Annotated in this window: 31 protein-coding genes; 4 read left to right on the top strand and 27 right to left on the bottom strand. The window is 33.4% G+C overall.

Annotated features, from left to right (window positions below):
* Positions 1-7: 7 nt before the first annotated feature.
* The 8 genes from mreC to CCORG_RS00720 are packed head-to-tail and all read right to left on the bottom strand — an operon-like array spanning position 8 to position 6,048.
* On the bottom strand, positions 8-757 hold the full coding sequence (gene mreC, locus CCORG_RS00755) for a rod shape-determining protein MreC (protein ID WP_025802478.1): 750 nt from the start codon (positions 755-757) through the stop codon (positions 8-10).
* Positions 750-1,784 carry a rod shape-determining protein gene (locus CCORG_RS00750; protein ID WP_025802476.1) on the bottom strand — a complete coding sequence of 345 codons (1,035 nt, stop codon included), beginning with the start codon at positions 1,782-1,784 and terminating at the stop codon, positions 750-752. Before CCORG_RS00750 ends, mreC begins: the two co-directional genes overlap by 8 nt.
* Positions 1,785-1,793: 9 nt before the next feature.
* Positions 1,794-3,035, bottom strand: a complete 1,242-nt coding sequence (gene clpX, locus CCORG_RS00745; RefSeq protein ID WP_025802474.1) for an ATP-dependent protease ATP-binding subunit ClpX — start codon at positions 3,033-3,035, stop codon at positions 1,794-1,796.
* Positions 3,032-3,820, bottom strand: a complete 789-nt coding sequence (gene lpxA, locus CCORG_RS00740) for an acyl-ACP--UDP-N-acetylglucosamine O-acyltransferase (RefSeq protein ID WP_025802472.1) — start codon at positions 3,818-3,820, stop codon at positions 3,032-3,034. Before lpxA ends, clpX begins: the two co-directional genes overlap by 4 nt.
* Complete coding sequence (fabZ, locus tag CCORG_RS00735; protein WP_025802470.1) at positions 3,821-4,258, bottom strand: 3-hydroxyacyl-ACP dehydratase FabZ; 438 nt, start codon at positions 4,256-4,258, stop codon at positions 3,821-3,823.
* Between the two features lie 44 nt (positions 4,259-4,302).
* Positions 4,303-5,346: an epoxyqueuosine reductase QueH gene (locus CCORG_RS00730; protein WP_034971382.1), complete on the bottom strand. Its 1,044-nt coding sequence runs from the start codon at positions 5,344-5,346 to the stop codon at positions 4,303-4,305.
* A gap of 5 nt (positions 5,347-5,351) precedes the next feature.
* A complete protein-coding gene (gene bcp / locus CCORG_RS00725; RefSeq protein WP_025802468.1) occupies positions 5,352-5,852 on the bottom strand; it encodes a thioredoxin-dependent thiol peroxidase in 501 nt (166 codons plus the stop codon).
* Positions 5,845-6,048: a tautomerase family protein gene (locus CCORG_RS00720; RefSeq protein ID WP_025802466.1), complete on the bottom strand. Its 204-nt coding sequence runs from the start codon at positions 6,046-6,048 to the stop codon at positions 5,845-5,847. The genes bcp and CCORG_RS00720 overlap by 8 nt, the downstream gene beginning before the upstream one ends.
* Before the next feature lie 159 nt (positions 6,049-6,207).
* Between CCORG_RS00720 and CCORG_RS00715 the strand changes: the two genes are divergently transcribed.
* Genes CCORG_RS00715 through hisIE form a run of 3 tightly spaced genes read left to right on the top strand, consistent with a single transcriptional unit; the run spans position 6,208 to position 9,007 of the window.
* Entirely contained in the window at positions 6,208-7,125 is a 918-nt protein-coding gene (locus tag CCORG_RS00715) for a branched-chain amino acid transaminase (RefSeq protein WP_025802464.1), read from the top strand.
* A gap of 8 nt (positions 7,126-7,133) precedes the next feature.
* Complete coding sequence (locus CCORG_RS00710) at positions 7,134-8,282, top strand: SPFH domain-containing protein (protein ID WP_025802462.1); 1,149 nt, start codon at positions 7,134-7,136, stop codon at positions 8,280-8,282.
* Complete coding sequence (gene hisIE / locus CCORG_RS00705; protein WP_025802460.1) at positions 8,279-9,007, top strand: bifunctional phosphoribosyl-AMP cyclohydrolase/phosphoribosyl-ATP diphosphatase HisIE; 729 nt, start codon at positions 8,279-8,281, stop codon at positions 9,005-9,007. Before CCORG_RS00710 ends, hisIE begins: the two co-directional genes overlap by 4 nt.
* 76 nt (positions 9,008-9,083) lie before the next feature.
* On the opposite strand, the gene purF is transcribed toward hisIE, so the two are convergent.
* The 18 genes from purF to mqnP form a co-directional block, all read right to left on the bottom strand.
* Positions 9,084-10,424, bottom strand: a complete 1,341-nt coding sequence (gene purF, locus CCORG_RS00700; protein ID WP_025802458.1) for an amidophosphoribosyltransferase — start codon at positions 10,422-10,424, stop codon at positions 9,084-9,086.
* A gap of 1 nt (position 10,425) precedes the next feature.
* Entirely contained in the window at positions 10,426-11,154 is a 729-nt protein-coding gene (gene dapB, locus CCORG_RS00695) for a 4-hydroxy-tetrahydrodipicolinate reductase (RefSeq protein WP_025802456.1), read from the bottom strand.
* A 167-nt stretch (positions 11,155-11,321) separates the two neighbouring features.
* Positions 11,322-12,260 carry a thioredoxin-disulfide reductase gene (gene trxB / locus CCORG_RS00690; RefSeq protein WP_025802455.1) on the bottom strand — a complete coding sequence of 313 codons (939 nt, stop codon included), beginning with the start codon at positions 12,258-12,260 and terminating at the stop codon, positions 11,322-11,324.
* Between the two features lie 96 nt (positions 12,261-12,356).
* Positions 12,357-12,671 carry a thioredoxin gene (gene trxA / locus CCORG_RS00685; RefSeq protein ID WP_025802453.1) on the bottom strand — a complete coding sequence of 105 codons (315 nt, stop codon included), beginning with the start codon at positions 12,669-12,671 and terminating at the stop codon, positions 12,357-12,359.
* A gap of 67 nt (positions 12,672-12,738) precedes the next feature.
* Entirely contained in the window at positions 12,739-13,077 is a 339-nt protein-coding gene (locus tag CCORG_RS00680; RefSeq protein ID WP_081755061.1) for a YraN family protein, read from the bottom strand.
* Positions 13,074-14,333: a homoserine dehydrogenase gene (locus tag CCORG_RS00675; protein ID WP_025802451.1), complete on the bottom strand. Its 1,260-nt coding sequence runs from the start codon at positions 14,331-14,333 to the stop codon at positions 13,074-13,076. Before CCORG_RS00675 ends, CCORG_RS00680 begins: the two co-directional genes overlap by 4 nt.
* Positions 14,330-15,538 carry an LL-diaminopimelate aminotransferase gene (locus CCORG_RS00670; protein WP_025802449.1) on the bottom strand — a complete coding sequence of 403 codons (1,209 nt, stop codon included), beginning with the start codon at positions 15,536-15,538 and terminating at the stop codon, positions 14,330-14,332. Before CCORG_RS00670 ends, CCORG_RS00675 begins: the two co-directional genes overlap by 4 nt.
* Before the next feature lie 28 nt (positions 15,539-15,566).
* Entirely contained in the window at positions 15,567-16,463 is an 897-nt protein-coding gene (locus CCORG_RS00665) for a helix-turn-helix domain-containing protein (RefSeq protein ID WP_025802447.1), read from the bottom strand.
* A complete protein-coding gene (gene rlmB / locus CCORG_RS00660) occupies positions 16,456-17,136 on the bottom strand; it encodes a 23S rRNA (guanosine(2251)-2'-O)-methyltransferase RlmB (protein ID WP_025802445.1) in 681 nt (226 codons plus the stop codon). The genes CCORG_RS00665 and rlmB overlap by 8 nt, the downstream gene beginning before the upstream one ends.
* 36 nt (positions 17,137-17,172) lie before the next feature.
* The gene (gene rsmI / locus CCORG_RS00655; RefSeq protein ID WP_025802443.1) at positions 17,173-17,985 is read right to left on the bottom strand and encodes a 16S rRNA (cytidine(1402)-2'-O)-methyltransferase; all 813 of its coding nucleotides are present in this window, start codon (positions 17,983-17,985) and stop codon (positions 17,173-17,175) included.
* Complete coding sequence (rpmE, locus tag CCORG_RS00650; protein WP_025802441.1) at positions 17,986-18,186, bottom strand: 50S ribosomal protein L31; 201 nt, start codon at positions 18,184-18,186, stop codon at positions 17,986-17,988.
* A 71-nt stretch (positions 18,187-18,257) separates the two neighbouring features.
* A complete protein-coding gene (locus CCORG_RS00645) occupies positions 18,258-18,914 on the bottom strand; it encodes a 16S rRNA (uracil(1498)-N(3))-methyltransferase (RefSeq protein WP_025802439.1) in 657 nt (218 codons plus the stop codon).
* 1 nt (position 18,915) lies between these two features.
* A complete protein-coding gene (locus CCORG_RS00640) occupies positions 18,916-19,305 on the bottom strand; it encodes a hypothetical protein (RefSeq protein WP_025802437.1) in 390 nt (129 codons plus the stop codon).
* Positions 19,306-19,887 carry a 6-pyruvoyl trahydropterin synthase family protein gene (locus CCORG_RS00635; RefSeq protein ID WP_025802435.1) on the bottom strand — a complete coding sequence of 194 codons (582 nt, stop codon included), beginning with the start codon at positions 19,885-19,887 and terminating at the stop codon, positions 19,306-19,308.
* Positions 19,888-20,625 carry a 7-carboxy-7-deazaguanine synthase QueE gene (locus tag CCORG_RS00630; protein WP_025802433.1) on the bottom strand — a complete coding sequence of 246 codons (738 nt, stop codon included), beginning with the start codon at positions 20,623-20,625 and terminating at the stop codon, positions 19,888-19,890.
* A 13-nt stretch (positions 20,626-20,638) separates the two neighbouring features.
* Positions 20,639-21,610 carry a GTP 3',8-cyclase MoaA gene (moaA, locus tag CCORG_RS00625; protein ID WP_025802431.1) on the bottom strand — a complete coding sequence of 324 codons (972 nt, stop codon included), beginning with the start codon at positions 21,608-21,610 and terminating at the stop codon, positions 20,639-20,641.
* A gap of 58 nt (positions 21,611-21,668) precedes the next feature.
* Complete coding sequence (locus CCORG_RS00620; RefSeq protein ID WP_025802429.1) at positions 21,669-21,947, bottom strand: hypothetical protein; 279 nt, start codon at positions 21,945-21,947, stop codon at positions 21,669-21,671.
* Between the two features lie 9 nt (positions 21,948-21,956).
* Complete coding sequence (gene mqnP / locus CCORG_RS00615) at positions 21,957-22,829, bottom strand: menaquinone biosynthesis prenyltransferase MqnP (protein ID WP_025802427.1); 873 nt, start codon at positions 22,827-22,829, stop codon at positions 21,957-21,959.
* 100 nt (positions 22,830-22,929) lie between these two features.
* On the opposite strand from mqnP, the gene miaA reads away from it, so the two are divergent.
* Positions 22,930-23,808 (top strand): tRNA (adenosine(37)-N6)-dimethylallyltransferase MiaA, encoded by an 879-nt coding sequence (gene miaA / locus CCORG_RS00610; RefSeq protein ID WP_025802425.1) that lies wholly within the window; start codon positions 22,930-22,932, stop codon positions 23,806-23,808.
* A 26-nt stretch (positions 23,809-23,834) separates the two neighbouring features.
* Here miaA and CCORG_RS00605 read toward each other — a convergent pair whose 3' ends face one another.
* On the bottom strand, positions 23,835-24,212 hold the full coding sequence (locus CCORG_RS00605) for a hypothetical protein (RefSeq protein ID WP_025802423.1): 378 nt from the start codon (positions 24,210-24,212) through the stop codon (positions 23,835-23,837).

Raw genomic sequence — 24,212 nt, 5'->3', positions numbered from 1 at the left:
ATATTTGCTATCTAACTTTAGTGACTGCATATAAAAATGCTGGACTATTTTCCTTGAAATAAGGCTCTATTACAGCACTTTTATATAAATCCTCATCTATAACTTCTTTAACCACTCCAACTGGAACACCCGCAAAAAATATCTCATCAAGTCCGCTAGTAAATACCTCGTCCCCTACATTTGGACTAAGCCATTGAGGTATAAATTTAGCAATCAAATTTACACCATCTCCTACTGCAACTGCTGGAATTTCATCAAATCCGATAGAGACTGAAAAAGATGATAATGGATCATTTTGAAGTACTAGCATTGGGTTATTATCTTTGCTAACTACTATTCCAGCGCTATTTCCACCATATATAACTCCATAAATTTCACCATCCTTAAAGCCTTTAAAATCCACCCAAAATTTAGAATAATCACTTATATTTACATATGAAGTTGTTCTAATTAGTACAGCATTAGGACTAAACTGTAAAGAGTTTGTATCTTTTAAAATTTGATTTAACTCATAAGCAAAAGTATTAAGCAAGAGTGCTCTTTTTTCCAACTCTTTGTTCTCTGCTGTAAGTTCTCTTACCTGTCTATTTTTATGAATATGTTGAGTAATCTTAAAACTAATAATATCTTTAACATCTTTAAAAAAACTAACCACTTGGCTACTAACACCTACACTTTTACTTTGTATAGCTGAGCCAAAATATAGAGATACAAAAACAAGTATCGCTATAAAAATGAGTGGTTTTATTTTACTCATTGGTTAGTTGTCTTAATGTACTTATAGACTCTAAAGATTTACCTGTTCCCTTCGCAACAGCCAGTAGTGGCTCATCTGCAACATACACAGGAAGTTTTACAATATCACTTAAATATTTATCTATACCTCTAATAAGTGCCCCACCGCCTGTTAAAACGATACCATTTTCTACAATATCAGCTGCAAGATCTGGTGGCATAAGTTCTAAAACGCTTTTTAACGAATCTGCTATCTCTTTAAGTGGCTCTCTCATTGCCTCTCTGACATCTTCGCTGCTTAGTTCTATTCTACTTAAAAGTCCTGTAATTTGATCTTTTCCTTTTACAACTGTAACTAGCTCTTTTGGAAGCTGAATGGCTGTTCCAACCTTTACTTTTATATCTTCACCAGTTCGCTCACCTATTAAAAGGTTATATTTTTCTTTTATGTAGTTAACAATACTTGAGTTAAATTTATCTCCAGCAACTCTTACTGATTTACTAATAACCAGACCACCAAGTGATATAACACCTATCTCAGTTGTTCCACCACCGATATCAACAACAAGGCTTCCTTTTGGCTCCTCTACAGGAAGTCCAGCCCCTATAGCTGCTGCCATTGGCTCTTCTATTAAGAAAACCTCTCTTGCTCCAGCCATCAAAGCACTATCTCTAACAGCTTTTCTTTCTACTTGAGTTAGACCATAAGGTACAGATATAACTATTCTAGGACTTACAAAACTCTTTCTTTTGTGGGTTTTTTCTATAAAATACCTTATCATTCTCTCAGTCATATCAAAGTCAGCTATAACTCCATCTTTCATAGGTCTAATAGCCTCAATATCGCCAGGTGTTTTACCAACCATATCTTTTGCTTCGTGTCCTACTGCTAGGATTTTTTGTTTGCCATATCTGGTATTCTCAACTGCTACAACACTTGGTTCGTTTATAATAATACCTTTATCTTTAACTAAAATAAGTGTATTTGCTGTTCCTAAATCTATCCCCATATCACTTGAAAAAAACCCTAAAATACTATCTAAAATCATATTTATCCTTTATGCACTCAGTATATCTTGCTTTATCAAAATCGGCTTTTGACTACCATTAACAACGTCTTTTGTCACAACAACTTTATAACCCTTAAGTTCAGGTAAATCAAACATCGTATCAAGCATAATCTCTTCCATAATACTTCTTAAACCTCTTGCTCCTGTTTTTCTATTAAGGGCTAAATTTGCTATCTCTTTTAAAGCATTATCTTCAAATTCTAAAGTCACACCATCAATAGCAAATATCTTTTGATACTGCTTTAAGATAGCATTTTTTGGCTCTGTAAGAATTCTCACCATCGCATCTTCATCAAGTTCTTCTAAAGTAGCTACTGCATGAAGTCTACCAATTAGTTCTGGAATTATGCCATAGTGAACTAAATCATCAGGTTCAACCAGATGTATTAAATTTTCACTTTCGCTTTTTGTGCGTTTTTCTTGCCCAAATCCAAGAACATTTTGTCCAATACGGCGGTTTATTATCTCATTTAACCCATCAAAAGCTCCCGCACATATAAATAAGATATTTGATGTATCTATTTGGATAAATTCTTGATTAGGATGCTTTCTGCCACCTTTTGGTGGGATATTTACCACACTTCCTTCTATTATCTTCAAAAGAGCTTGTTGAACGCCTTCACCACTTACATCTCTTGTGATTGAGCGATTTTCACTCATTCTAGCGATTTTATCCATCTCATCAACAAAAACTATGCCTTGTTCTGCTTTTTTTACATCGCCATCTGCTGCTTGAAGCAGACGAGTAAGGATATTTTCTACATCTTCACCCACATATCCAGCCTCAGTTAAACTCGTAGCATCACTAATTGCAATAGGCACATCTAGAAATTTAGCCAAAGTTTGAGCCATTAAGGTTTTACCACTTCCTGTTGGACCAATTAAAAGTATATTTGATTTTGAAATTTCTGTATCGTCTTCTTGAGCCTCATCTTGTCTAAAAATTCTCTTATAGTGGTTATAAATTCCAACACTAAAGGTTTTTTTTGCTTTTTCTTGGCCTACAACATAGCTATCTAAAACCTCTTTTAATTTTTTAGGAGTTATATCCTCTATATCTTTTGGAGTTTTATCACTCTCATCTTTGATATCAAGAATCTCTCCGCCATGAACTACTTCATAAGCTGCATCTATACAATACTCACAGATAAAAGCGTCTTTTGTATCGTTTGGAAAAATTCTGCGTCCATCACCATCATTTCCGCCACAAAAACTACACTTTTTTATCATTGCTCTTTTCCTTTATTTAGTGGGATTCCACGCTTTGTATTTATTATAAACTCACACATATCTTTAACATTTTCATCACTTGTTTGACTAAGCAAAATTTCAGCTTGCTCTTTTATGCTCACGCCTTGATTAAAGATAAATTTATAAGCTTTGTTAATACTCTCAACTTTTTCTTTATCAAACCTTCTTCTAATTCCTATTAAATTTAGCCCTCTAACATAAGCTCTATTTCCCTCTGCTAGGCAAAATGGAGGAATATCTTGACTAAGAGCAGAAGCCCCTGCTATCATGCAACTTTGTCCAATTTTTACAAACTGATGAACTGGGGTAAGCCCACCAATAACAGCATAATCTCCTAGTTCCACATGCCCTGCTAGGGTTGCGTTATTAGCTAAAATCACATTATTTCCCAAACTACAATCATGAGCGATATGACAATACGCCATTATGAAAGCATTATCACCAACTCTTGTAAAACCATCGCCTTTATGTGAACCTGAATTTATCGTACAAAATTCATGAATTGTTGCGTTTTTACCAATGATAAGCCCTGTTTTCTCACCATCTTGAAAACTCATATCTTGTGGAATTTCCCCAACAACTGCATAGCTAAAAATTTTGGAATTTTCACCTATTGTTGTATCGCCCACAACTCTAGCTCCTTGCTTTATGATTGAGTTTGCACCTATTTTTGCCTTGCTACTAATAAAAGCATAAGCTTCGATTTTAACATTTTCGCCAATAGTTGCACCATCTTCAATGATGGCAGTTTTGTGAATATTCATCTATTTATCCATTATCATTGCTTGAAGTTCAGCCTCGGCTGAGAGTTTGTCATCAACATATGCTTCGCCTTTTAAAACCCAAATTCTACCACGATGTTTGATTGTTTTTATTTTATAAGTGATTCTATCTCCTGGGCGAATTGGGCTTCTAAATTTAGCCTTATCAATGCTCATAAAATATACAACTTTATCTTTTAAATCCTCTTCATTATCCATACTCTTAAACGCCAAAACTCCGCCAGCTTGTGCCATTCCTTCTAAAATCATAACCCCTGGATAGATTGGATGACCTGGAAAATGACCCCCAAAAACAGGCTCGCCAATTGTGACATTTTTTATCGCTGTAATTGTCTTATTTGGCTCAATATCAATAACTTTATCTATAAGTAAAAAAGGGTATCTATGTGGTAAAATTTCCATTATCTGTGTAACATTCATATCTCAACCTTAAAAATTTAACTAAACTAATCATTTTATCAAAATCAAACTAAAATTTCCCTAATATCTGAGTAAATTTTACTGATTGCTTCTATTTTAACCTCTGCTTTTTGTAGTTTTTCAACGATTATAATTGGCGAAAAACTATAGTAACCAAAAATTTTAGCCCTAATTTCTAACTCATCGCTAACACTTAAAGTAGTAGCTAAAAACTCATCAAAGCTTTTAAATTTCACTTTAGAAATTTCACAAAATTTAGCAAACGAAAGTAGTAAAACGCACTCTTTATCAGCGTAAAACTCATCACACTCTTTATCGATGCTAAATTTTATAAAATTTCTATCAAAATGAGAGTTAAATAAAAAATAGCTCTTTACCGCTTTTTGGTTAAATTTAACAACCCCTTTTAAAAGTCTGTAGTTTATAAATTTGTCTTTTTTGATGCTTTTATCTTTAAAATCTTGGGCATAAAATTTAGCTCTTTGTTCTATACTATTAGGCAGAATTTGTCTATTTATTGGGCTAAAAAGATCAGCTTCAAGGCTAAATTTATTCATAGCTTTTAAGCCATAAATACAGCCACAAAATTTTTGATGATAAAGCTTTTCATCCTTAGCTAGCTTCATTTGGGCCTGCGTTCCGCCACCTTTTCTATAATCAGGTGCTATGAAATTTAGCCAGTATTTATCACAAATTTCGCTTAAACTTTTTTCAAGTTGAGCGTGAGTTTTTTTTGGACTCATTAAAAGAGTAGTTGTTATTAGATTTTCACTATTTTTTACAGCAAATTTAGCTGTTTCTTCCATCCTAAAATCAAAACAACTTTGGCACCTTTCTCCACGCTCAGGCTCCATTTCTTGCCCCTTAACACAGTCCATCCAACGCTCTAAATCATAGCTTCCAAGCTCTACTTCGATACCGTATTTTTTAGCAATTCTTACAGTATCATAGTAGCGAAGCATATATTCAGCGTAAGGATGGATATTTGGGTTGTAAAAGTATCCTACAATCTTTTCATTTGGATACTCATCACGAAGCCTTTTAAGAAAATAGGCAAAATCCACCGAACAGCAAATCTGAACTACCAAAAATTCTACTCTTTTGTAAGATCAGCTAAAACTTTTGCAGCGTGATCTTTTGCCTTAACGCTTTTATAGACTTTTAAAATTTTGCCATCTTCATCGATAACAAAAGTCGTTCTTACGATTCCTAAATACTCTCTTCCGTAGTTTTTTCTAACCTGCCAAACACCATAAGCTTTTGCAACTTCTTTTTGCTCATCGCTTAATAAAATATGCTTAAGGCTATGTTTATCAATAAATTTAGCATGACTTTGGGTCGAGTCAGGGCTAATGCCGATTATAACGCTATCATTTGCTATAAAATCATCATAGTTTTGGCTAAATTCACACGCTTCTGTGGTGCACCCTGGAGTGTTGTCTTTTGGATAAAAATAAAGTACAACTTTTTTGCCTTTAAAATCATGTAGTGAAATTTCTACTCCATCGCTATTTAAAAGCGTAAAATCTGGAGCTTTATCACCTGGTTTTAATGTAACTTTTCTTTCTAAATCTTCTTGTGAAAACTCAGCCATTTTTGCTCCTTTTATTAGCTACGCTATCTCCTGCGAAGTAAAAACTCTCAGCTTTAACCTCTTCAAAAGTTATCACTGTTCTATCAGGATTTTTGCCTAAATTTTTAACTAAGATCTCAGTTATCTCTTTTGCTACTTGATCTTGCTCATCCTTTGTAGGCATAGGACTTGAAAATTTAATACTTACATATGGCATTAGTAATTTCCTTTTTTAAAAATTTCAAAATTATTCTAACAAAAAGCAGTAAATAGTTAGAAATTTATCTAAATTTATGAATTTGACTAAAGATTAACCAAATTTTTGGTATTATTGAATTTTAATTTTAACATAAGAAAGGCAAAAAAGATGGCAAAAATAAACGAAGCCAAAAAGATTTGGATAGATGGAAAACTTATAGATTGGAAAGATGCAACTGTCCATGTTTTAACTCACTCACTTCATTATGGAAATGCTGTATTTGAAGGCGTTAGAGCATACCAAACAGATAAAGGCATAGCGATTTTTAGACTTGAAGAACACACAAAAAGACTTATAAACTCAGCAAAAGCTTGCCTTATAAATATCCCTTATAGTTATGAAGAGCTACTAAAAGCTCAAATTGATGTGGTAAAAGCTAACGATTTTACAGATACAGTCTATCTTAGACCACTTGTTTTTTTAGGTTATGGCTCAATGGGTGTTTCGCACAAAGGCTCACCTACACAAGTTGCTATGGTAGCGTGGCAATGGGGCGCTTATATGGGCGAAGAAGCTCTTAAAAAAGGTATAAAAGTTAAAATTTCATCATGGGCAAAACCAGCGCCAAATGCTATGATGGCAAAAGCAAAAGCAAGTGCAAACTACTTTAACTCTCAAATGGCAAATTTTGAAGCTTTAGAGGCTGGGTATGATGAAGCACTTCTTTTAGATGCTAGTGGATTTGTAGCTGAAGGAAGTGGCGAGTGCTTTTTCATCGTAAAAGATGGCGTTATAATCACTCCGCCAAATGATACAAGCCTAGAGTCAATCACACAAGCAACAGTTATAGAAATAGCCAAAGATTTAGGCTTTAAAGTAGAAAGAAGAAGAATCTCAAGAGATGAAGTATACACTTCAGATGAAGCATTTTTTACAGGAACAGCAGCTGAAGTAACGCCTATTACTAATATTGACGCTAGGGTTATAGGAAGTGGAGAGATGGGTGAAATAACAAGCAAACTTCAAAAAGCTTATTTTGCTGCTGTTAGAGGCGAAGACAGCAGATATGAGCACTACTTGACATATGTAAAATAAGGAAAGATATGCCAGCAGATTTAAATGACTATTTTAACAAGAAAAGAAACAACAATAATAACAGCGGTGGTGGTGGAAACTTCAAAGGTCCAGACTTTAGCAATATGAAAATGCCAGATTTTAAAGGATTTGGTAAATTTTCATGGGCTATTTATACGATAGCTGGACTTATATTTTTGCTAGTTTTATTTAGGCCATTTGTAACGATAGAATCAGGTTATGTTGGAATAAAATCAACTTGGCAAAAGTATGAAAACACCCCTCTTCAACCAGGTCTTCACTTTTTCATTCCTTTTATGCAAGAGGTTTTTATAGTTGATACAAGAGTTAGAACCATTGATTATACAAATGTTGATGTAAGTGGCTCAACTGATAAAAACTCAGGAATTATTAGAATGAGTGCTATTTCAGTGCCTGATTCAAGAAACCTTCCAGTTAGTATAGATTTAACCGTTCAATATAGCTTAAATGAAAACACAGCACCAAACACTATTGCTTCTTGGGGACCATCTTGGGAAAGCAAGATAGTAGATAGAACAGTTAGAGATGTTATCCTTAGAGTTGTAGGTAAATTTACAGCTGAAGAAATTCCAACAAAAAGAGGTGAAATTTCAGCAGCTATTACAAAAGAGATAACTGATAATATTCATGGAATTGCAAGTAAACCAGTTGATGTTCACGCTATACAGCTAAGAGAGATAATACTTCCTCAAAAAATACGCGAACAAATTGAAAGAGTTCAAATCGCCAAACAAGAAGCTGAAAGAGCAAAATACGAAGTAGAAAGAGCAAATCAAGAAGCACTTAAAAAAGCTGCTCTTGCTGAAGGTACAGCTCAAGCAACTATTATAGAGGCTCAGGGTAGAGCTGATGCTAAAAAAGTAGAAGCTGATGCTGAAGCGTATGCTAATATAGAAATAGCAAAAAGCTTAGATAATAACATTTTATCAATGAAACAGATTGAAACTCAAGCTAAATTTAACGAAGCACTTCGTGAAAATAAAGATGCTAAAATTTTCCTAACTCCTGGTGGAGCAGTGCCAAATATATGGGTAGATACCAAAGATAAAATTCGCCCAAGTATAAGCGGACAAAACAGCAAACAAGGCTATACGCCAACATCATCAAGTGATTATTTTGAAGGAAAAATACAGTGATAGACTTTAGTAAGGGGCTAGTGCCTGCTATTGCTCAAGATCTAGAAAATGGTGAGGTTTTAATGCTTGGATATATGGATAAAAAAGCCTATGAGCTTACCATAAAAACAGGCTTTGCCCACTACTTCTCAAGATCTAGAAATACTTTATGGATGAAGGGCGAAACAAGTGGTCACACTCAAGAAGTAAAGGAGATTTTTCTAGACTGCGATAGCGACAGCGTGCTTTTAAAAGTAAGGCAAAACGGCGTAGCATGCCATACAGGTAGAAAAAGCTGCTTTTATACAAAAGTTGATTCTTTAAATAGCAAAAGTGAAATTCTAGCCCCAACTAAAGTTAGTGCTTATGATATAATTGATGAGCTTTATCACACTATACTTGATAGAAAACTAAACGCAAGTCCTGAAAATTCATATGTTGCTAAGCTTTTTAAAAGAGGCGAAAATGCTATGCTTAAAAAAATCTGTGAAGAAGCAGGAGAATTTGCTCTTGCTTGTAAAGATCTAAGTAAATTTGAAAATTACAAAGACTTAAAGCGTGAAAAATTTGGCGAACATATAGATGGAAATCCTTCGTATGATGTAGTTTATGAAGCAAGTGATTTGGTCTTTCATCTTTTTATATCTTTAGCAGCTCACAATATCCACCCAAACCAAATCTTAGATGAGTTAGCAAAAAGAAATGGCATAAGTGGAATAGATGAGAAAAATTCAAGAAAAATCTAAATTCTAAATTTCCAGAAAATCATATCAAAAAGTTTAAATTTTAAAAATTTAAACTTTTTATCTATTTAAATCCATCTTATTTAACGAAATAGTCCCCATCAAAGCTAACAAGTGAGTACTTTCTCTCGCTGCCAATTCCACTAACTAGCTCATCTAAGCTTAAAAACTCCAAGCTATCAGCCCCGATGTACTCTCTAACCTCTTCTACGCTCATTTTATGACTTATTAGCTCATCTTTTGTAGGGGTATCAATGCCATACACATCAGGAAATTTTATCTCAGGAGCAGCAACTCTAAAGTGTATCTCTTTTGCCCCTGCATGGCGTAAAAGCTCGACTATCTTTTTAGATGTTGTTCCCCTAACGATGCTATCATCAACCACAACTATGCTTTTACCTTTTAAAATTTCACCCATAGGATTTAATTTAAGTTTAACCTTTAAATTTCTCATTTCTTGCGTTGGCTCAATAAAAGTTCTACCTACATAGTGATTTCTAACTATAGCCATCTCAAAAGGTAGTCCGCTCTCAAAGGCATATCCAAGAGCTGCTGGAACGCCACTATCTGGTACAGGAACGACCATATCAGCTTTTATTTTACTCTTTTTAGCTAAGACTTTGCCGATATTTTTACGAACTTCATAGACATTTTTGCCCTCAACTGTACTATCAGGCCTAGCAAAATATATATACTCAAATGCACAAATTCTAGGTGCTTGAGCGTTAAAAAGCTCAATGCTTTCAAAACTATTACTTCCTTCTTCAAAAATGATCATCTCGCCAGGATTGACATCTCTAATAAATTCAGCCCCCACTAGATCAAACGCACAAGTCTCGCTAGCAACAATGTATCCGCCATCTTTTAGTCTTCCTATGCTTAATGGTCTAATGCCGTACTTATCCCTTACTACAAACATCTTAGACCTACTCATTACAAGTAAACAATATGCACCCTTTATCTCACCCAAAGCCTCTACAATACGCTCTTGCAAGTGCTCTTTTTTACTCCTTGCTATTAGGTGGATGATATTTTCACTATCCATATTTGTATGAAAAATCGCACCCTCTGCTATGAGTTTATCTCGCACTTCTTTATTATTTGTTAAATTTCCATTATGAGCTATGGAAATCTCACCTAATAAGTAATTTGCGGCTATTGGTTGAGCATCTTTGCTCTCCTTGCTTCCAGCTGTACCGTAGCGGTTGTGACCGATAGCCATGTTACCTTTAAGGGTTGACAAATTTTCATTATTAAAAACTTCGTTTACTAATCCTAAATTTTTATATGTTTTTATGTGGTGATTAAAGCTAACGCTTATTCCGCTTGCTTCTTGACCACGATGCTGCATCGCAAAAAGTGCGTAATAAGCAGTTCTGGCTGCATCTTTTGAGTTAATGATTCCTACAACTGCACACATTTTAAAATCCTAAACAATCATTTATGGAGTATAATCCTGGTTTTTGATTAACTAGCCACAATGCCGCTTTTATCGCTCCATTTGCAAACGTTGCTCTTGATGTTGCTGTGTGATTTAGCTCTATAAACTCACCATCTGTATAAAATCCTGCCGTATGGCGTCCAACTATATCACCACCCCTTAAGGACATAACCGCTATCTCATCTTTGCTTCTTTCACCAACATCTCCATCTCTACCACTAACTCTTACCTTATCAAGATCTAAATTTCTAGCATTTGCAATCTCTTTAGCTAAAGTTAAAGCCGTGCCACTTGGAGCATCTTTTTTATGCTTATGATGCATCTCTACTATCTCAGCATCATAATCTTTTAAAGCTTTGCTAGCCAAATACGCTAAACGGTTTAAAACTGCTACACCTAGACTCATATTTGTAGCATATAAAATTGGCATATTTTTTGAGCATACATTTAGCAAAGTTTTAGTTTCATTATCAAGTCCTGTTGTACCGATAACTAAAGGTTTTGGATGATTTTTAGCGAAATTTAAAAGTGATTTTGTCCCTAAATTTAAACTAAAGTCTATTATTACATCACTACCAAAAAGCTCTTCTAAACTTCCTGCTTCTCTATCAAAACCTGCATAAAATTTTGCATTATCACTATCTTTTAAGCACTCTTGTATCATCCTTCCCATTCTGCCATTACAGCCATTAATACCAACATTTACCATATTTTTCCTTTATGAAATTTTACTTTGATTATACCAAATTTAGTTAAGAGATGACTAAAATTTTAAAGTTAGTTTATTTGCTTATTTATCATATAAATTTATAAGCATTTGGATTTTGTATTAATTATAAAATTTATAAAAATAGAAATTCATAAGGGCTTAAGCCCTTATTTTAAACTCTCAATATAGCTCATCGCCGATAGAGCAGCAACTGCACCATCTCCTGCTGCTGAAACTACTTGCTTTGGAGCGTCTTGTCTGATATCGCCAGCTGCGTAGAGCCCTTTTAGGCTTGTTTGCATCTTAAGATCTACTTTTATCTGTCCACTTTGGGTTGTTTCGCAAATAAAATTTCCATTTTCATCTTTTATGACACTATTTCTAACATTTAAACCCACAAAGGTAAAAATTCCAGGAACTTTTAGATCTCTTATATCGCCATTTTTAAATTTAACTTTAACGCCTGTAACGCCGCTTTGATCACCATAAACTTCATCAACAACAGCATTTGTTATAAATTCTATTTTTTCATTTTTCTTTGCTTTTTCTACCGTAATAGGCGCAGCTCTAAAACCATCTCTCCTGTGAATTAGATAAACTTTTGAAACTATATTTGCAAGATAAATCGCCTCTTCCAAAGCAGTATCACCACCACCCAAAACGGCTACTTCTTTGTTTTTATAAAAAAATCCATCGCAAGTTGCACAAGTACTAACTCCACGACCAAAAAATTCATTTTCACCCTTAAAACCTGCTCTTCTTGGCTCTGATCCAGTACAAACAATAACAGCTTTTGCCCTTATCTCGCCTCCATCATCAAGAAAAATACTGAAGCTCTCATCGCTATTTTTAGATACTCTTGCAACATTTTTCATCTCATGTTTTAATCCAAATCTAAAACACTGCTCTTGCCATGGTGCCATAAAAGACATCCCGTCCATTACAGTTGAAACTCCAGGGTAGTTTTCCATCTCCGAGCTTCCTGTAATTTGTCCACCCGGCATTCCCATTTCAAACATAACTACATTTTTTAAACCACCTCTTGTAGCATAAAGTCCTGCACTTAGCCCTGCTGGTCCACCACCTATTATTGCTAAATCTATCATATATTTCTCCTAAGTTTTATTATAATCATTATCAATTTATAATAACACTTATAATGAAACTATTAAAGAGTAATAATGGGGCAAAAGCCCCAAATTTTATAGAAGAGAATTTAATTTATCTGCGATAACTTGCTTTGATTGAGCACCTACTAAAGTATCTTTTACTTCGCCATCTTTAAGAAATATCATAGTTGGAATACTTCTTACACCATACTCAACTGCTAAATCTTGCTCTTCATCTGTATTTACTTTACAAATTTTTGCTTTGCCTTCAAATTCCTGGGCAAGCTCATTAATTACTGGAGCAAGCATTCTGCAAGGTCCGCACCATGGAGCCCAAAAATCCACTAAACTAACGCCACTTTTTGCATCAGCAAAATTTGCTGATGTTAACTCTATGTATTTTGACATAATATCTCCTTAAATTTTAATGTCTAAATTTTATCTTTATATATTTAATCTATTCTAAATACAATCATCAACTAGTTATGTTCTCAACCAGTCTTATACCGCTTTTATCTACAATCAAAACATCAAGCTGAAAAAGCTCATCTTTGCTATTTTTCATAAGATAAAACCTTATTGTTTTCAAAAGCTTTTCTAGCTTTAAAGGTGTAACTCTATAAATCGCCTCGTACTCGCCATTAGTTGCTTTAACCTCGATAAAGTGTAAAATTTCACCATTTTTAGCGATGATGTCTATCTCGCCAAATTTAGAGTGAAAATTTCGCTCAACTATCTCAAAGCCACTATTTTTTAAAAATTTAACTGCCTTATCTTCAGCCTTAAACCCAAAAATATAGCTTTTTAAACTCAGCTTTCTATCCTTATCATAAACGGTCTATTTACGACAAATTCAGTACGCTCAAGTATATCCATAACTCTTTTTACATCACTTTCTTTACAAGTATGTGTTGTAAAAAATAATGTTGTATATTTTTCTTCTTTGTTTCTTGGTTTTTGTAAAAAACTATCAATAGAGATGGAATTTTCACTCATTACATTTGTGATTTTAGCTAAAACCCCTACTCTATCTTCAACTTTAACTCTTAGATAGTATTTAGTTCTTATATCGCTAATTGGCAAAAGTTTAAGTGCATTAACTGGACTATTATAACCAAGCATTGGGTTTTTGTTTCCACGCGTAATATCTATAAGATCAGCTATCACAGCACTTGCAGTCGCATCTCCTCCAGCACCAGGACCATAATACATACTCTCACCTAACGCATCGCCAAAAACGCTAATGCCATTCATAACACCGCCAACTTTAGCTAAGATATTATCTTTATCAATAAGAGCTGGATGAACTCTAAGTTCTGCTTTATCGCCATTTACTTTTGCAATTGCTAAAAGCTTTATAACATACTCAAAATCTTTTGCGAAAAATATATCTTCACTTGAAATTTTAGTTATTCCTTTAATTAAAATATCTTCTGGATTACCATGAGTTCCATATGCTATAGAACTAAGAACTAAAAGCTTATGAGCTGCATCTTGCCCCTCAATATCAAAAGTTGGATCTGCTTCTGCATAGCCTAAATCTTGAGCTTTTTTTAAAGCCTCATGAAAATCTGCATTTGTATCCATCATTTGAGTTAGTATATAATTACTAGTTCCATTTAAAATTCCAACGATTTTTTTTATATGGTTTGCACTTAAACCCTCTTTTAAAGCTTTAATGATTGGAATTCCACCACCAACACTTGCTTCAAACCCAAAACTACTATCTTTTGCAAGTTTTTCTAAAGCATAACGGTGATATGCAAGCATAGCTTTGTTTGCAGTTACAACAGATTTTCCTTTTTTAAGCACCTTACTAACAGCAGCAAATGCACTATCAACGCCTCCCATAAGCTCTACATAGACATCAATATCATCTCTATCTAGAACGCTTTGTAAATCATCTGTTAAAGGAATACTAACACCTCTATCCCTGCTAAGATCTCTTACAACACCAACAACTGGCTCTATTTTTTCTCCGGCTCTTGCTGAGATAATACCGGCATTTTTTTGTAGTATATTTGCTACTGAAGCTCCAACTGTACCTACACCTAAAATAGCTACTCTCACTTAGCCTCTTTTAGATAAGCTTTAATATTTCTAGCAGCTTGACGGATACGATTTTCATTTTCTATAAGAGCAATTCTTACGTGTTTATCACCCGCTGAACCAAATCCAGCGCCAGGACTAACTGCAACATGAGCCTTTGTTAATAGCTGTTTGGAAAATTCTAAACTTCCTAAATGCTGCAAATCTTTAGGAATTTTAGCCCAAATAAACATTGACGCAATTGGAGAAGTTAAACTCCAACCGCTATTTTCAAATGCCTCAATCAGTACATCTTTTCTCTTTGCATATTTGGCTCTATTTTCTAAGATGCAATCTTGTGGTCCATCAAGAGCTATTGTTGCTGCAACTTGAATAGGCGTAAACATACCATAATCAAACCATGACTTTATCTTTTTAAGGGCACTTACAAGCTTTTTGTTTCCACATATAAAGCCAACTCTCCAACCAGCCATATTGTAAGTTTTTGATAGAGTATATGACTCTACGGCTACATCTTTTGCACCATCTACTTCAAATATAGATGGAGTTTTATAATCTCCAAAAGTAAGCTCAGCATAAGCAATATCGCTAATTATATAAAATCTCTCTTTTTTAGCCATAGATACTAGCTTTTCATAAAAGCTTTTATTTACAACAACTGTGGTTGGATTATGTGGAAAATTTACTACTACATACTTTGGTTTTGGTATGCTATCTTTAAAAGTTTGTTCTAAATCAGCAAAAAACGCATCTTCATCAAGCCAAAAATCATCTTGATATTTTAAAGGCATTTTAACAACATTTCCGCCCGCTATAATAAAAGCTTGAGTATGTATCGGGTAGGCTGGATCGGGCACAACTGCAACATCGCCTGGATTTATAATAGCCGTTGCTAGATGTACAAAGCCCTCTTTACTTCCCATAGTTGCTACAACTTCTGTTTCTGGATCAAGCTCAACATTATAGGTTCTTTTGTACCAATTTGCACAAGCAAGTCTTAATTTATAAATTCCTTGAGATACACTGTATCCATGAGTTTTATCTTTTTTAGCACTTTCACAAAGCTTATCTACAATATGCTCAGGCGTTCTGCCATCTGGGTTACCCATAGAAAAATCTATAATATCCTCGCCATTTCTTCTTGCTTGCAATTTAAGTGCATTTATCTCAGCAAAAATATAGTTAGGAAGACGCTCTATTGTGTTAAATCTAATCTCATCAAACATATTTTATCCTAATTTTAAAAATTTGCTTTTACCAAGCTTTGCCACCATTTAGCTTTAAAAATTCATCATAGCTTATTTGGTTAACTTTACCATCTTTTATGTGAAGTCTATGTGGGTTTTTATCGTTAAATTTCTCACTTTTTGCGTCTATTTTAAGCTCAAAAAGTCCGTGTCCTGTAAGAATAAGCTGTTCTTTATCTAAGTCTATTTTGTACTCTTTATCTGTTGTGATAGTTGATTTTTTCTTAGTTGCAATGTCAATTATTCCTATCCAGATATTATTAGATGGAACAATACTAGCCCCAGTTGGTGTTTCATCTTCTAAGGTATTAGTTGCAATGTTATCATTAGTGATATTTTCATCATCAACACTTTGAAGAATTATACTTTTTTCAAGAGCATTTAAATTTTCAGTTTCGTTATTCTCAGTTACTATAAGTGGCTCATCAAGACTTATTATCTCAACACCAACATTTTCAAGTTTACCACCTGCAACCTCAACCATTGTGGTATTTGAAGAGTAAGAAGTTGCGTTGTTTTCACTTTTAAACCTAGTTAAATCATAAAGCTTAAAGTTAAAAATAGCCCAAGCAGCAATTATAATTAGCACCAACCAAAAGAGAATTTTTGGAAGTTTATTGCGATCTTTTATAACTATCTCTCTTGAACTAACTGGAACAAAGGCTCTTTTTTCTTCATCTAATGATATACTTGCTTTATACTCATCAAGCCAAGTACTCATATCAACACCAAATTCACGCTCTATTATCTTTATAAAAGCATAGACATTTTTATGTTTTAATTTATCAAAATCTCTTGAAATTATCGCTTCTATATATTCAGCTTCAATATGTGTTTTTTTAACTATCTCGCTAATCTCTAACTCAGCAAGTCTTTTTACGCCATCTACTGTTTTATCACTCATTCATCATCCTATAACAAATTATCGCAAAAGCTGCACTTACATTTAAACTATCCCAGCTATTTTTCATCCCAATAGCGACTGTTTTGTCACACTTACTAATCGCCTTTTGTGGAACTCCATCGCCTTCACTGCCTAGTATTAAAGCCTTTTTTTGACTAAATTTTATATTATTTATATTTTCACCACCAGCATCTGCTACATATGTTGTAAAACCAGCTTGTTTTAGCTCATTTAGCAGCGTCAAACCATCACAATGCATGGCAATAGGTATCTCAAAAGCCGCTGCAGAGCTTGAGCGAATTATACCCTCCATGCGTAAATTCTTGGCAACAACAATAACGCCTTCTACACCTAAAGCGTAAGCAGTTCTTAAAATAGCTCCGATATTTCCAACATCGCTAAGACCATACAAAACCACAAGTGAGTTAAAATTTTTTAAACTTTTAAAATCACTAAACTCAAATTCTTTAACTTCAGCTAAAAAGCCTTGATGATTTCCACCTTTTGCTAAAGCTTGTGCTTTTTTAGGATCAACCTTGATAATATCTAAATTTAGCTTTGAAATCTCCTTAAACAAAGGCTTATCAAGCTCTTTAGCAAGATAGATTTTTTCAAATTTATCCTTATGGTGCTTTAGTAAATGTAAAAATAGTTGTTTTCCATAAATAATCATAGCTGTAATAATATCAGATAAAGTTTAAAATTTAGCTTATTTTGTAAGGATATTGTAGATATCTTTAACACTATCACCTGTGATTTTGGCAATAAGTTTTGCCTTTTGTTTTGGTGGAATATCAAGATTATTTATGTCATCAAGTGAGATTTTTTCTTGAGAATTAGCTGGATTTTTATCAATCACAACGCTCCACTCGCCACTTAAATTCTCATCTTTTAAAGCATTTGCTACATCTTTTACTTTGCCCCAAAATTTTTTCTCAAATTTCTTTGTTGCTTCTTTAATGAGAAAAATTTGGCGGTTTTCATCTAAATCTCTAATAGCTTCTATAAGTGATAAAATTCTCTTTGGAGACTCATAAATTATCGCAGGATATGCTAAATTTAGGGCGTTTTCTATTGCTTTTGTTCGCTCTTTTCCAGTATTTGGTAAAAAACTTAAAAACACAAACTCTTTTTTAACTATCCCACTAGCAGCTGCTGCTAACAAAGTAGCGTTTGAACCGCTTATGACTTCATAAGCAATGCCTAAATTTTGAGCGTGTCTTACAAGATAAACGCCAGGGTCGCTTATACAAGGCATACCTGCATCGCTCATATAAACACAAATTTTATCTCTTAAAATATCTGAAATTTCAGTTGTGATTTTTTCTTCATTGTGAGAGTGAACGCTGACAAATTCTTTATCAGCAAAATTTAGCTCAAATCTGTTTTCTAGTAAATTTAGGAGTTTTTTACTAACTCTTGTATCCTCGCACAGTATAATTTCGCAAATTTTAAGAATTTCTAGTGAGTGAAAGGATACATCAGATAAATTTCCTATTGGTGTAGGAAGAAGGTAAAGCAATTATTTCATTCCATACTTTTTCTTAAATTTCTCTACTCTACCTGCTGAGTCAACGATTTTCTCACTACCTGTGAAAAATGGATGACACTCTGAACAGATATCAACTCTAAGTTCACTCTGGTTTGATTTTGTTTGAAAAGTGTTTCCGCAAGCACAAGTTACAGTGCAATCAACATATTCTGGATGAATCTCTTTTTTCATTTTTATTTCCTTTTTGGTGTTACAAAATTTTTAGTAAGTGGCGATTGTATCATAAATTAACTTAAAACTATTTAAAACAAAATCATCTTACTAGCAGTAGCAATAATAGCTGTGTTTGAACGAAGTATGCTTTTTAAACCTAAACTATAACTTTTAAACTCGCTTTTTTCTCTCTTTGAAAACCCACCTTCAGGTCCTATAAATAGCACTTCATCTACTTTAGCGTTATTTAAATTTTCACCTTCAAAATCAACTAAACAAATATTATTAAATTTAGCTTTAAAATTTTTAATATTTTCAAAAATTTCTATATCCATTATAGAATTTCGCCCGCACTGTTGTGATGAGTTTATAAGAATTCTTTTTAGCCTTTCTGTGCTAAATTTAGTGTCCCTTTGAGAAAATTCACTATAAACCAAACATAGCTTCTTAACTCCAAGCTCGTTTAGGCAAGGCAGGGTTTTTTCTACCACGCTAGCCTCTACAACTGCCCATGCTATGGTGATATCGCTAGCAAAATCATAAGATGAACTTTTAAAAACAAGATCTAAATTTGCACTTTTTCTATCCATGCTTTTTATCTCATAGATATAGTTATATCCATCTTTTAAATTTCTAACATCTTGTCTATCGCCAACGCTAAGCCTTCTTGCTTTTAGATGCTTAAACTGCTCGCCATCTATTATTAAGCTCTCATCGCCACAATCTTTTGAGTATAAAAAAACCACTTCAAACCACCCAAATCGCTAAATTTAAAATCAAAATAATGGCTATAAAAATTTTCATTTTATCTTTATAGGTTTTATAATGTCTTGTATAATAAGCCCTTTTAAGAGCCGAAAATCCAGCTCCAAGCAGTGCTGGCAAAACAATACTTGTTAAAACCATTAGCCAAATTCTAAATGAAAACTCAAAATTTATAATAGGCATCATAATAATGCCCGTTAAAATCACACCAGCTAAAACCCCTGAATAAAGCGGATAAAGATATCTCACTCTTTTTACCATTGCCACGCCTTCGCCCTTTTGTGATAAAAACAAAAGCACAAAAGTAAGCACCACCAAACTCACGCTTAAAAATGAGTGAAATTTAAATAGCATATCATAAGTGTAGTCCATTTAACACTCGCTCCTTGCTTTAAATCTTTCACCATTTATTAGCTTTTCAAACAGTTTTTGATCTTGCCACTCTTTTACTATCTCATCACTAAATTTGATATCTTTTAAATTTATAACTCCCATATTTTCATTATAAGCATCATCTCTAAAGCACTGTGCATATCCCGTATCTGTTTCATGAACGATAATACTATGAAGTTTTACCTCTTTTTCACCATTTGCCATATCGCTAAGATTAAGAAGTTTATCAATCATCACAAAAAATATCCTACAAAACTGTTCAGCACTTGGATTATAAGGCAGCTCTACCCAGCGAAGTGAGTGCTTTTTAATATCGTTTTTATACTCACTACTATCACCACTATAAATCGTCGTAGCATGATCAAAACTATCAATCAAAGTTTTTATACCAAATTTCATAAGCCCAAAATCATAAACCATACCAGCGTTATCTAAAAAATTTGAACTCAAAAGCACCTCGCACCTGTAAGAGTGCCCGTGAATGCTTGTTTTACAACGCCTTGAGCTACAATCTCTTACGATGTGAGCGTTTTCAAATTTATACATTTTTCTTATTATCATCTATACACCATCTTTGTCATTATAAATCCTAATATGTAATCTATCGCTATAATTAAAGCCATTTTCTAACGCAAATTCAAAAGCAAATTTAGCGTTTTTTTCAAGCTCATCTTTTGTCGCACCTTGTGGCATTATATAAACTTCGTTTGAAACCTCATCTAAAATTTCAAAAATCTCATCTTTTTTTAAATTTAAATCAACTACAAATTTATAAAAGCTATCTTTTGAGTTTTCTTTTATAGCTTTAAGGGCTTTGAAATTTAGCCTTTTGCTTTTTTCTTCGCCTGAATTTTCAAGCTTTGGGCTTATGCAAAAAGTGCAGTTTTTATAGATACTAAATTTCTCAAAATCAACTAAAATCGTTCCATTTGTTTCAAAATGAACCTCAAAATTTTGCTTTAAAATTTCACCCAAAAACTCCAAAAAAACGCTGTCTTTATGGTGGATAAGTGGCTCTCCACCTGTGATAACAACTATTGGTTTAGATTTAAAATTTAAAGTTTTAAATTTTGACATTAAAAATTTAGCACTTTTTATAGCTTCAGTTTTAAAATGACTAAATTTCACAGCCTTTATCGTATCGCAGCCTTTTAAAATTTCTCCTGTTTTTGGAGATTTTAACTCACAGCCAAAGCCCTTGCACTCTAAATTACACCCAGCAAAACGGAAAAAAACAGCCGCTTTACCAGCGTATTTTCCCTCGCCTTGAATGGAGTAAAAACACTCAACCAAACGCAAATTTAGCCTTCACTCATCCGCCAGTTTGATAAAACGCTCTAGCTGAGATGTTAGAATCTGCCATATTATGCTCCCAGCGGTTTTTCTCAGGCTTATTTTTAAGCACATCTCTTAAAATTTCAGTAGCTTTTTTGATATCACCATCTCTTAATGCACCTTTTATGCTTTGACCTTCATCATAATACAAACAAGGAATCAAAACCCCACTAGCACTCATTCTAAGGCGGTTGCAACTTTCACAAAAATCATGTTTATGTGGATCGATGATACCAAATTTATACCCACCATCTATCTCAAAGATAGAAGCTGGTGAATTTAAAGCTTTTCCAAGCTCTTTTATGGAGTACTTTTTTGAGATAATGCCCAAAATTTCATCCTTTTTTAGCCCTTTTAACTCGCCATAAGCATGAGTATTTTCCATAAATTCAATATACCTTATCATTGCACCTTTTTTTCTAGCAAATTCTAAAAGATCTATTATTTCATTATCGTTTATGCCTTTAAGTATAACGCTATTTAGCTTGACTTTAAGCCCAACTTCTAAAGCTTTGTTAATCCCTGCCATAACCTTATCAAAGATATCTTTTTGAGATATATACTCAGCCTTTTTAGGATTTAAAGTATCAAGTGAGATATTTACTCTTTTTAACCCACTATCTTTTAACTCTTTAGCAAATTTATCTAAAAAATAGCCATTTGTGGTCATTGCTAAATCAATATCAGGTGCGTAAGAACTTATCATTTTTATAAATTCTGGTGTACCTTTTCTAACGAGTGGTTCGCCACCTGTTATTCTTATCTTTTTTACCCCTTCATCGATGCAAACTTTAACAAATTCAAACATCTCTTCATATGTTAAAATCTCACTATGCGATACCCACTCAAATGGGGTTGTAGGCATACAGTAACGACACCTAAAATTACATCTTTCAGTTACTGAAATTCTTAAATAATCAACTCTTCTACCATGTCCATCTATTAACATTTTTAAATCCTAAAGTTTTTTAAATACTACTATTTAAAATTTAACGTATTTTAAAACTTTAGTTCATCGCTTTTAACATAGAGACAATAGGTTCAAGCTTTTGGTTGATTTGTCTTTCTATCTCATCATCAAAATCAATTCCAACCATAGAGTCAATAAGCTCTCTTTGGGTCTCAAGCTCTTTTTTAAGAGCAAAAATTTCATTCATATTATCAGTTACAATATTATCATATCTTTGAAGCTTTCTATCAGTTTGCTTATCTTTAACATACATAACAATAAGCATAATAAATATAACTATACAAAGCCCTAAAATCACAATACTATTTGTAGCCATTACTACTCCTTATAAAAATAAATCTAACCATATAAAACAGAAAAACACAAAGCTTAGATAGCCATTTAATGTAAAAAAAGCTCTATCTATCTTACTAAAATCTTTTCTTACGATTTTATGTTCTGCTAATAAGATAATCCCTGAGATTATCACTCCAACATAAGCCCAAATACCAAGCCCTGCTCCCCAGCAAAAAAACAGCCAAAATATCACAGCAATAGTATGAAAAAGTGCCGATATAAACATCGAAGCATCTTCGCCATATCTTGATGGTATACTAAAAAGCCCTGCACTTTTGTCATACTCCATATCCTGAAGTGAGTATAAAACATCAAACCCAGCAGTCCAAAACATAACCCCAAAACACAGTAAAACTGACCACATAGGAATGCTTTGCGTTACAGCAATAGCTCCAGCTATCGGTGCTAATCCAAGGCAAAAACCAAGGACTAAATGTGCAATACTACAAAATCTTTTAAATATAGAGTATCCACCAAGAACAACCAAAATAGGCACACTTAAATAAAACGCCAAATCATTTATAAAGTAAGTTGTTGCTATAAAAACCAAAGCACAAAACAAAATAAAAAGTATTAAATTTAGCCTTCCTATCCTTCCGTCCACACTCGGGCGATTTGCACAGCGTGGGTTTGGACGATCAATATCTTCATCCATAAAACGGTTAAACGCCATAGCAAAACTTCTAGCACTAACAGCACATATCACACCTAAAAACAAAAGCCTAAAACCAAACCACATACTACCATTTTTTATGCTTGAAGCAACGATCATCGCTGTCATAATAAATGGCAACGCAAAAACTGAGTGCTTAAAGACAATAAGTTCGTTAATATCTAATAAAATTTGTTTAAACTTTTCCATTTATACCCTTTTTTACAAACCAAGATTTTACCAAATTTATACTAAAATATCTATGATTAAGTCTAAATTTGATAAAATTTCTTGAAATTTAAGGATATTTATGTTTAAAGAGTTTGGAATTTTAGGACCTACTGCTAGCGGAAAGAGCGATTTGGCTCTAAATTTGGCTTTAGGATTTAATGGTGTTATTTTAAGTCTTGATGCTTTATCTGTTTATAAAGAGATAGACATAGCAAGTGCTAAACCAAGTAAAAATGATCTTAAAAGCGTGAAACATTTTGGTGTAAATTTAGTCTGTCCAAATGAGCATTTTAGCGTTGGAGATTTTATAAATGAGTATAAGAAAGCTAAAGAATTTGCTTTTACTAACGATAAAATTTTAATCATAACTGGCGGAACTGGGTTTTATCTAAAAGCTATGATGAGTGGGCTAAGCCCTAAAATCGAAGATGTTAAAACAAATCTTAGTAATTTTGAAATTTATGAGCTTTCTTTAAAAGTAGATCCTGAATTTGCGGCTAAATTTAGTAAAAACGACAGCTATAGGCTTTTAAAATGGTATAGCATTTATAAAATTACAGGAGAAATTCCAACTATTTTTTTAAGAGAAAATAGAAGCGAGCCAATCATAAAAAATCTAAAAATTTTTGAAATTTTATCCCCGCCTGAAGTTTTAAATCCTAGAATTATTACTAGGACTAAAAATATGATAAAAAGTGGGTTAATGAACGAAGCAAAGTATCTATTTAATAAATACGGCTATGAGTGTAAAGCCCTAAATTCCGTAGGTCTTAAGGAGTGTGGAGAGGTTTTAAGTGGTAAAATTTCAAAAGATAACCTAGAAAATTTAATCCAAACCCACACAATCCAACTCGCAAAACGCCAAAGAACATTTTTCCGTTCGCAGTTTAAAGATAAAATTTCAGCCCCAATTAAAGATTTAAAAGGTGAAATTTCTAAATTTATATCTGGCTTTTAAAAATTCTTTTGATAAAAATGCCAAATTCAGTCACAAAATGAATTTGGCTCAATTTTTTGAGAATTTATCAAAATAGCATTTCCTTTTTTAAACTCACAAATTTTGCCCTTTTGAGTAACTTCGTAAAATTTGCCATCTTTTTCATAGTTTATGATAACCTCACTACTTTTACTCCCAAAAACTCTTCCAAGGTCTATGCCTACACCAATGCCACTTCCATGACTTCCGCCAAAGCCGCCAACACTTACGCCACTGCCGCCATATGGATCTTTAATGGTGCTTACTGATGTTATATTGACATTTTCATATTTAGGTGAGGCTTTTTCATCTTTGTTTAAAACTTCTGTTTTTTGTGCACAACCTAAAAAAAGCAAAACTGCTGGTATTAAAAGTAAATTTTTCAT

Origin of the sequence: Campylobacter corcagiensis (genome assembly GCF_013201645.1) — a bacterium.
Taxonomy (GTDB): domain Bacteria; phylum Campylobacterota; class Campylobacteria; order Campylobacterales; family Campylobacteraceae; genus Campylobacter_B; species Campylobacter_B corcagiensis.
Note: the sequence above shows the minus strand (reverse complement) of the source record. Positions and strands in the feature narration are given on the sequence as shown.

Excerpts from the sequence above, each read along its gene's own strand:
- lpxA (WP_025802472.1), bottom strand. The coding sequence starts at position 3,820 with ATGAATATTCACAAAACTGCCATCATTGAAGATGGTGCAACTATTGGC.
- CCORG_RS00635 (WP_025802435.1), bottom strand. The coding sequence starts at position 19,887 with ATGATAATAAGAAAAATGTATAAATTTGAAAACGCTCACATCGTAAGA.
- CCORG_RS00640 (WP_025802437.1), bottom strand. The coding sequence starts at position 19,305 with ATGGACTACACTTATGATATGCTATTTAAATTTCACTCATTTTTAAGC.
- mqnP (WP_025802427.1), bottom strand. The coding sequence starts at position 22,829 with ATGGAAAAGTTTAAACAAATTTTATTAGATATTAACGAACTTATTGTC.
- trxA (WP_025802453.1), bottom strand. The coding sequence starts at position 12,671 with ATGTCAAAATACATAGAGTTAACATCAGCAAATTTTGCTGATGCAAAA.
- fabZ (WP_025802470.1), bottom strand. The coding sequence starts at position 4,258 with ATGAATGTTACACAGATAATGGAAATTTTACCACATAGATACCCTTTT.
- CCORG_RS00710 (WP_025802462.1), top strand. The coding sequence starts at position 7,134 with ATGCCAGCAGATTTAAATGACTATTTTAACAAGAAAAGAAACAACAAT.
- CCORG_RS00620 (WP_025802429.1), bottom strand. The coding sequence starts at position 21,947 with ATGGCTACAAATAGTATTGTGATTTTAGGGCTTTGTATAGTTATATTT.
- CCORG_RS00750 (WP_025802476.1), bottom strand. The coding sequence starts at position 1,784 with ATGATTTTAGATAGTATTTTAGGGTTTTTTTCAAGTGATATGGGGATA.
- CCORG_RS00720 (WP_025802466.1), bottom strand. The coding sequence starts at position 6,048 with ATGCCATATGTAAGTATTAAATTTTCAAGTCCTATGCCTACAAAGGAT.
- CCORG_RS00670 (WP_025802449.1), bottom strand. The coding sequence starts at position 15,538 with ATGTTTGATGAGATTAGATTTAACACAATAGAGCGTCTTCCTAACTAT.
- rpmE (WP_025802441.1), bottom strand. The coding sequence starts at position 18,186 with ATGAAAAAAGAGATTCATCCAGAATATGTTGATTGCACTGTAACTTGT.
- clpX (WP_025802474.1), bottom strand. The coding sequence starts at position 3,035 with ATGATAAAAAAGTGTAGTTTTTGTGGCGGAAATGATGGTGATGGACGC.
- CCORG_RS00605 (WP_025802423.1), bottom strand. The coding sequence starts at position 24,212 with ATGAAAAATTTACTTTTAATACCAGCAGTTTTGCTTTTTTTAGGTTGT.
- bcp (WP_025802468.1), bottom strand. The coding sequence starts at position 5,852 with ATGGCTGAGTTTTCACAAGAAGATTTAGAAAGAAAAGTTACATTAAAA.
- mreC (WP_025802478.1), bottom strand. The coding sequence starts at position 757 with ATGAGTAAAATAAAACCACTCATTTTTATAGCGATACTTGTTTTTGTA.
- miaA (WP_025802425.1), top strand. The coding sequence starts at position 22,930 with ATGTTTAAAGAGTTTGGAATTTTAGGACCTACTGCTAGCGGAAAGAGC.
- trxB (WP_025802455.1), bottom strand. The coding sequence starts at position 12,260 with ATGATAGATTTAGCAATAATAGGTGGTGGACCAGCAGGGCTAAGTGCA.
- purF (WP_025802458.1), bottom strand. The coding sequence starts at position 10,424 with ATGTGTGCAGTTGTAGGAATCATTAACTCAAAAGATGCAGCCAGAACT.
- moaA (WP_025802431.1), bottom strand. The coding sequence starts at position 21,610 with ATGTTAATAGATGGACATGGTAGAAGAGTTGATTATTTAAGAATTTCA.
- rlmB (WP_025802445.1), bottom strand. The coding sequence starts at position 17,136 with ATGATTATTTATGGAAAACAACTATTTTTACATTTACTAAAGCACCAT.
- dapB (WP_025802456.1), bottom strand. The coding sequence starts at position 11,154 with ATGGTAAATGTTGGTATTAATGGCTGTAATGGCAGAATGGGAAGGATG.
- CCORG_RS00665 (WP_025802447.1), bottom strand. The coding sequence starts at position 16,463 with ATGAGTGATAAAACAGTAGATGGCGTAAAAAGACTTGCTGAGTTAGAG.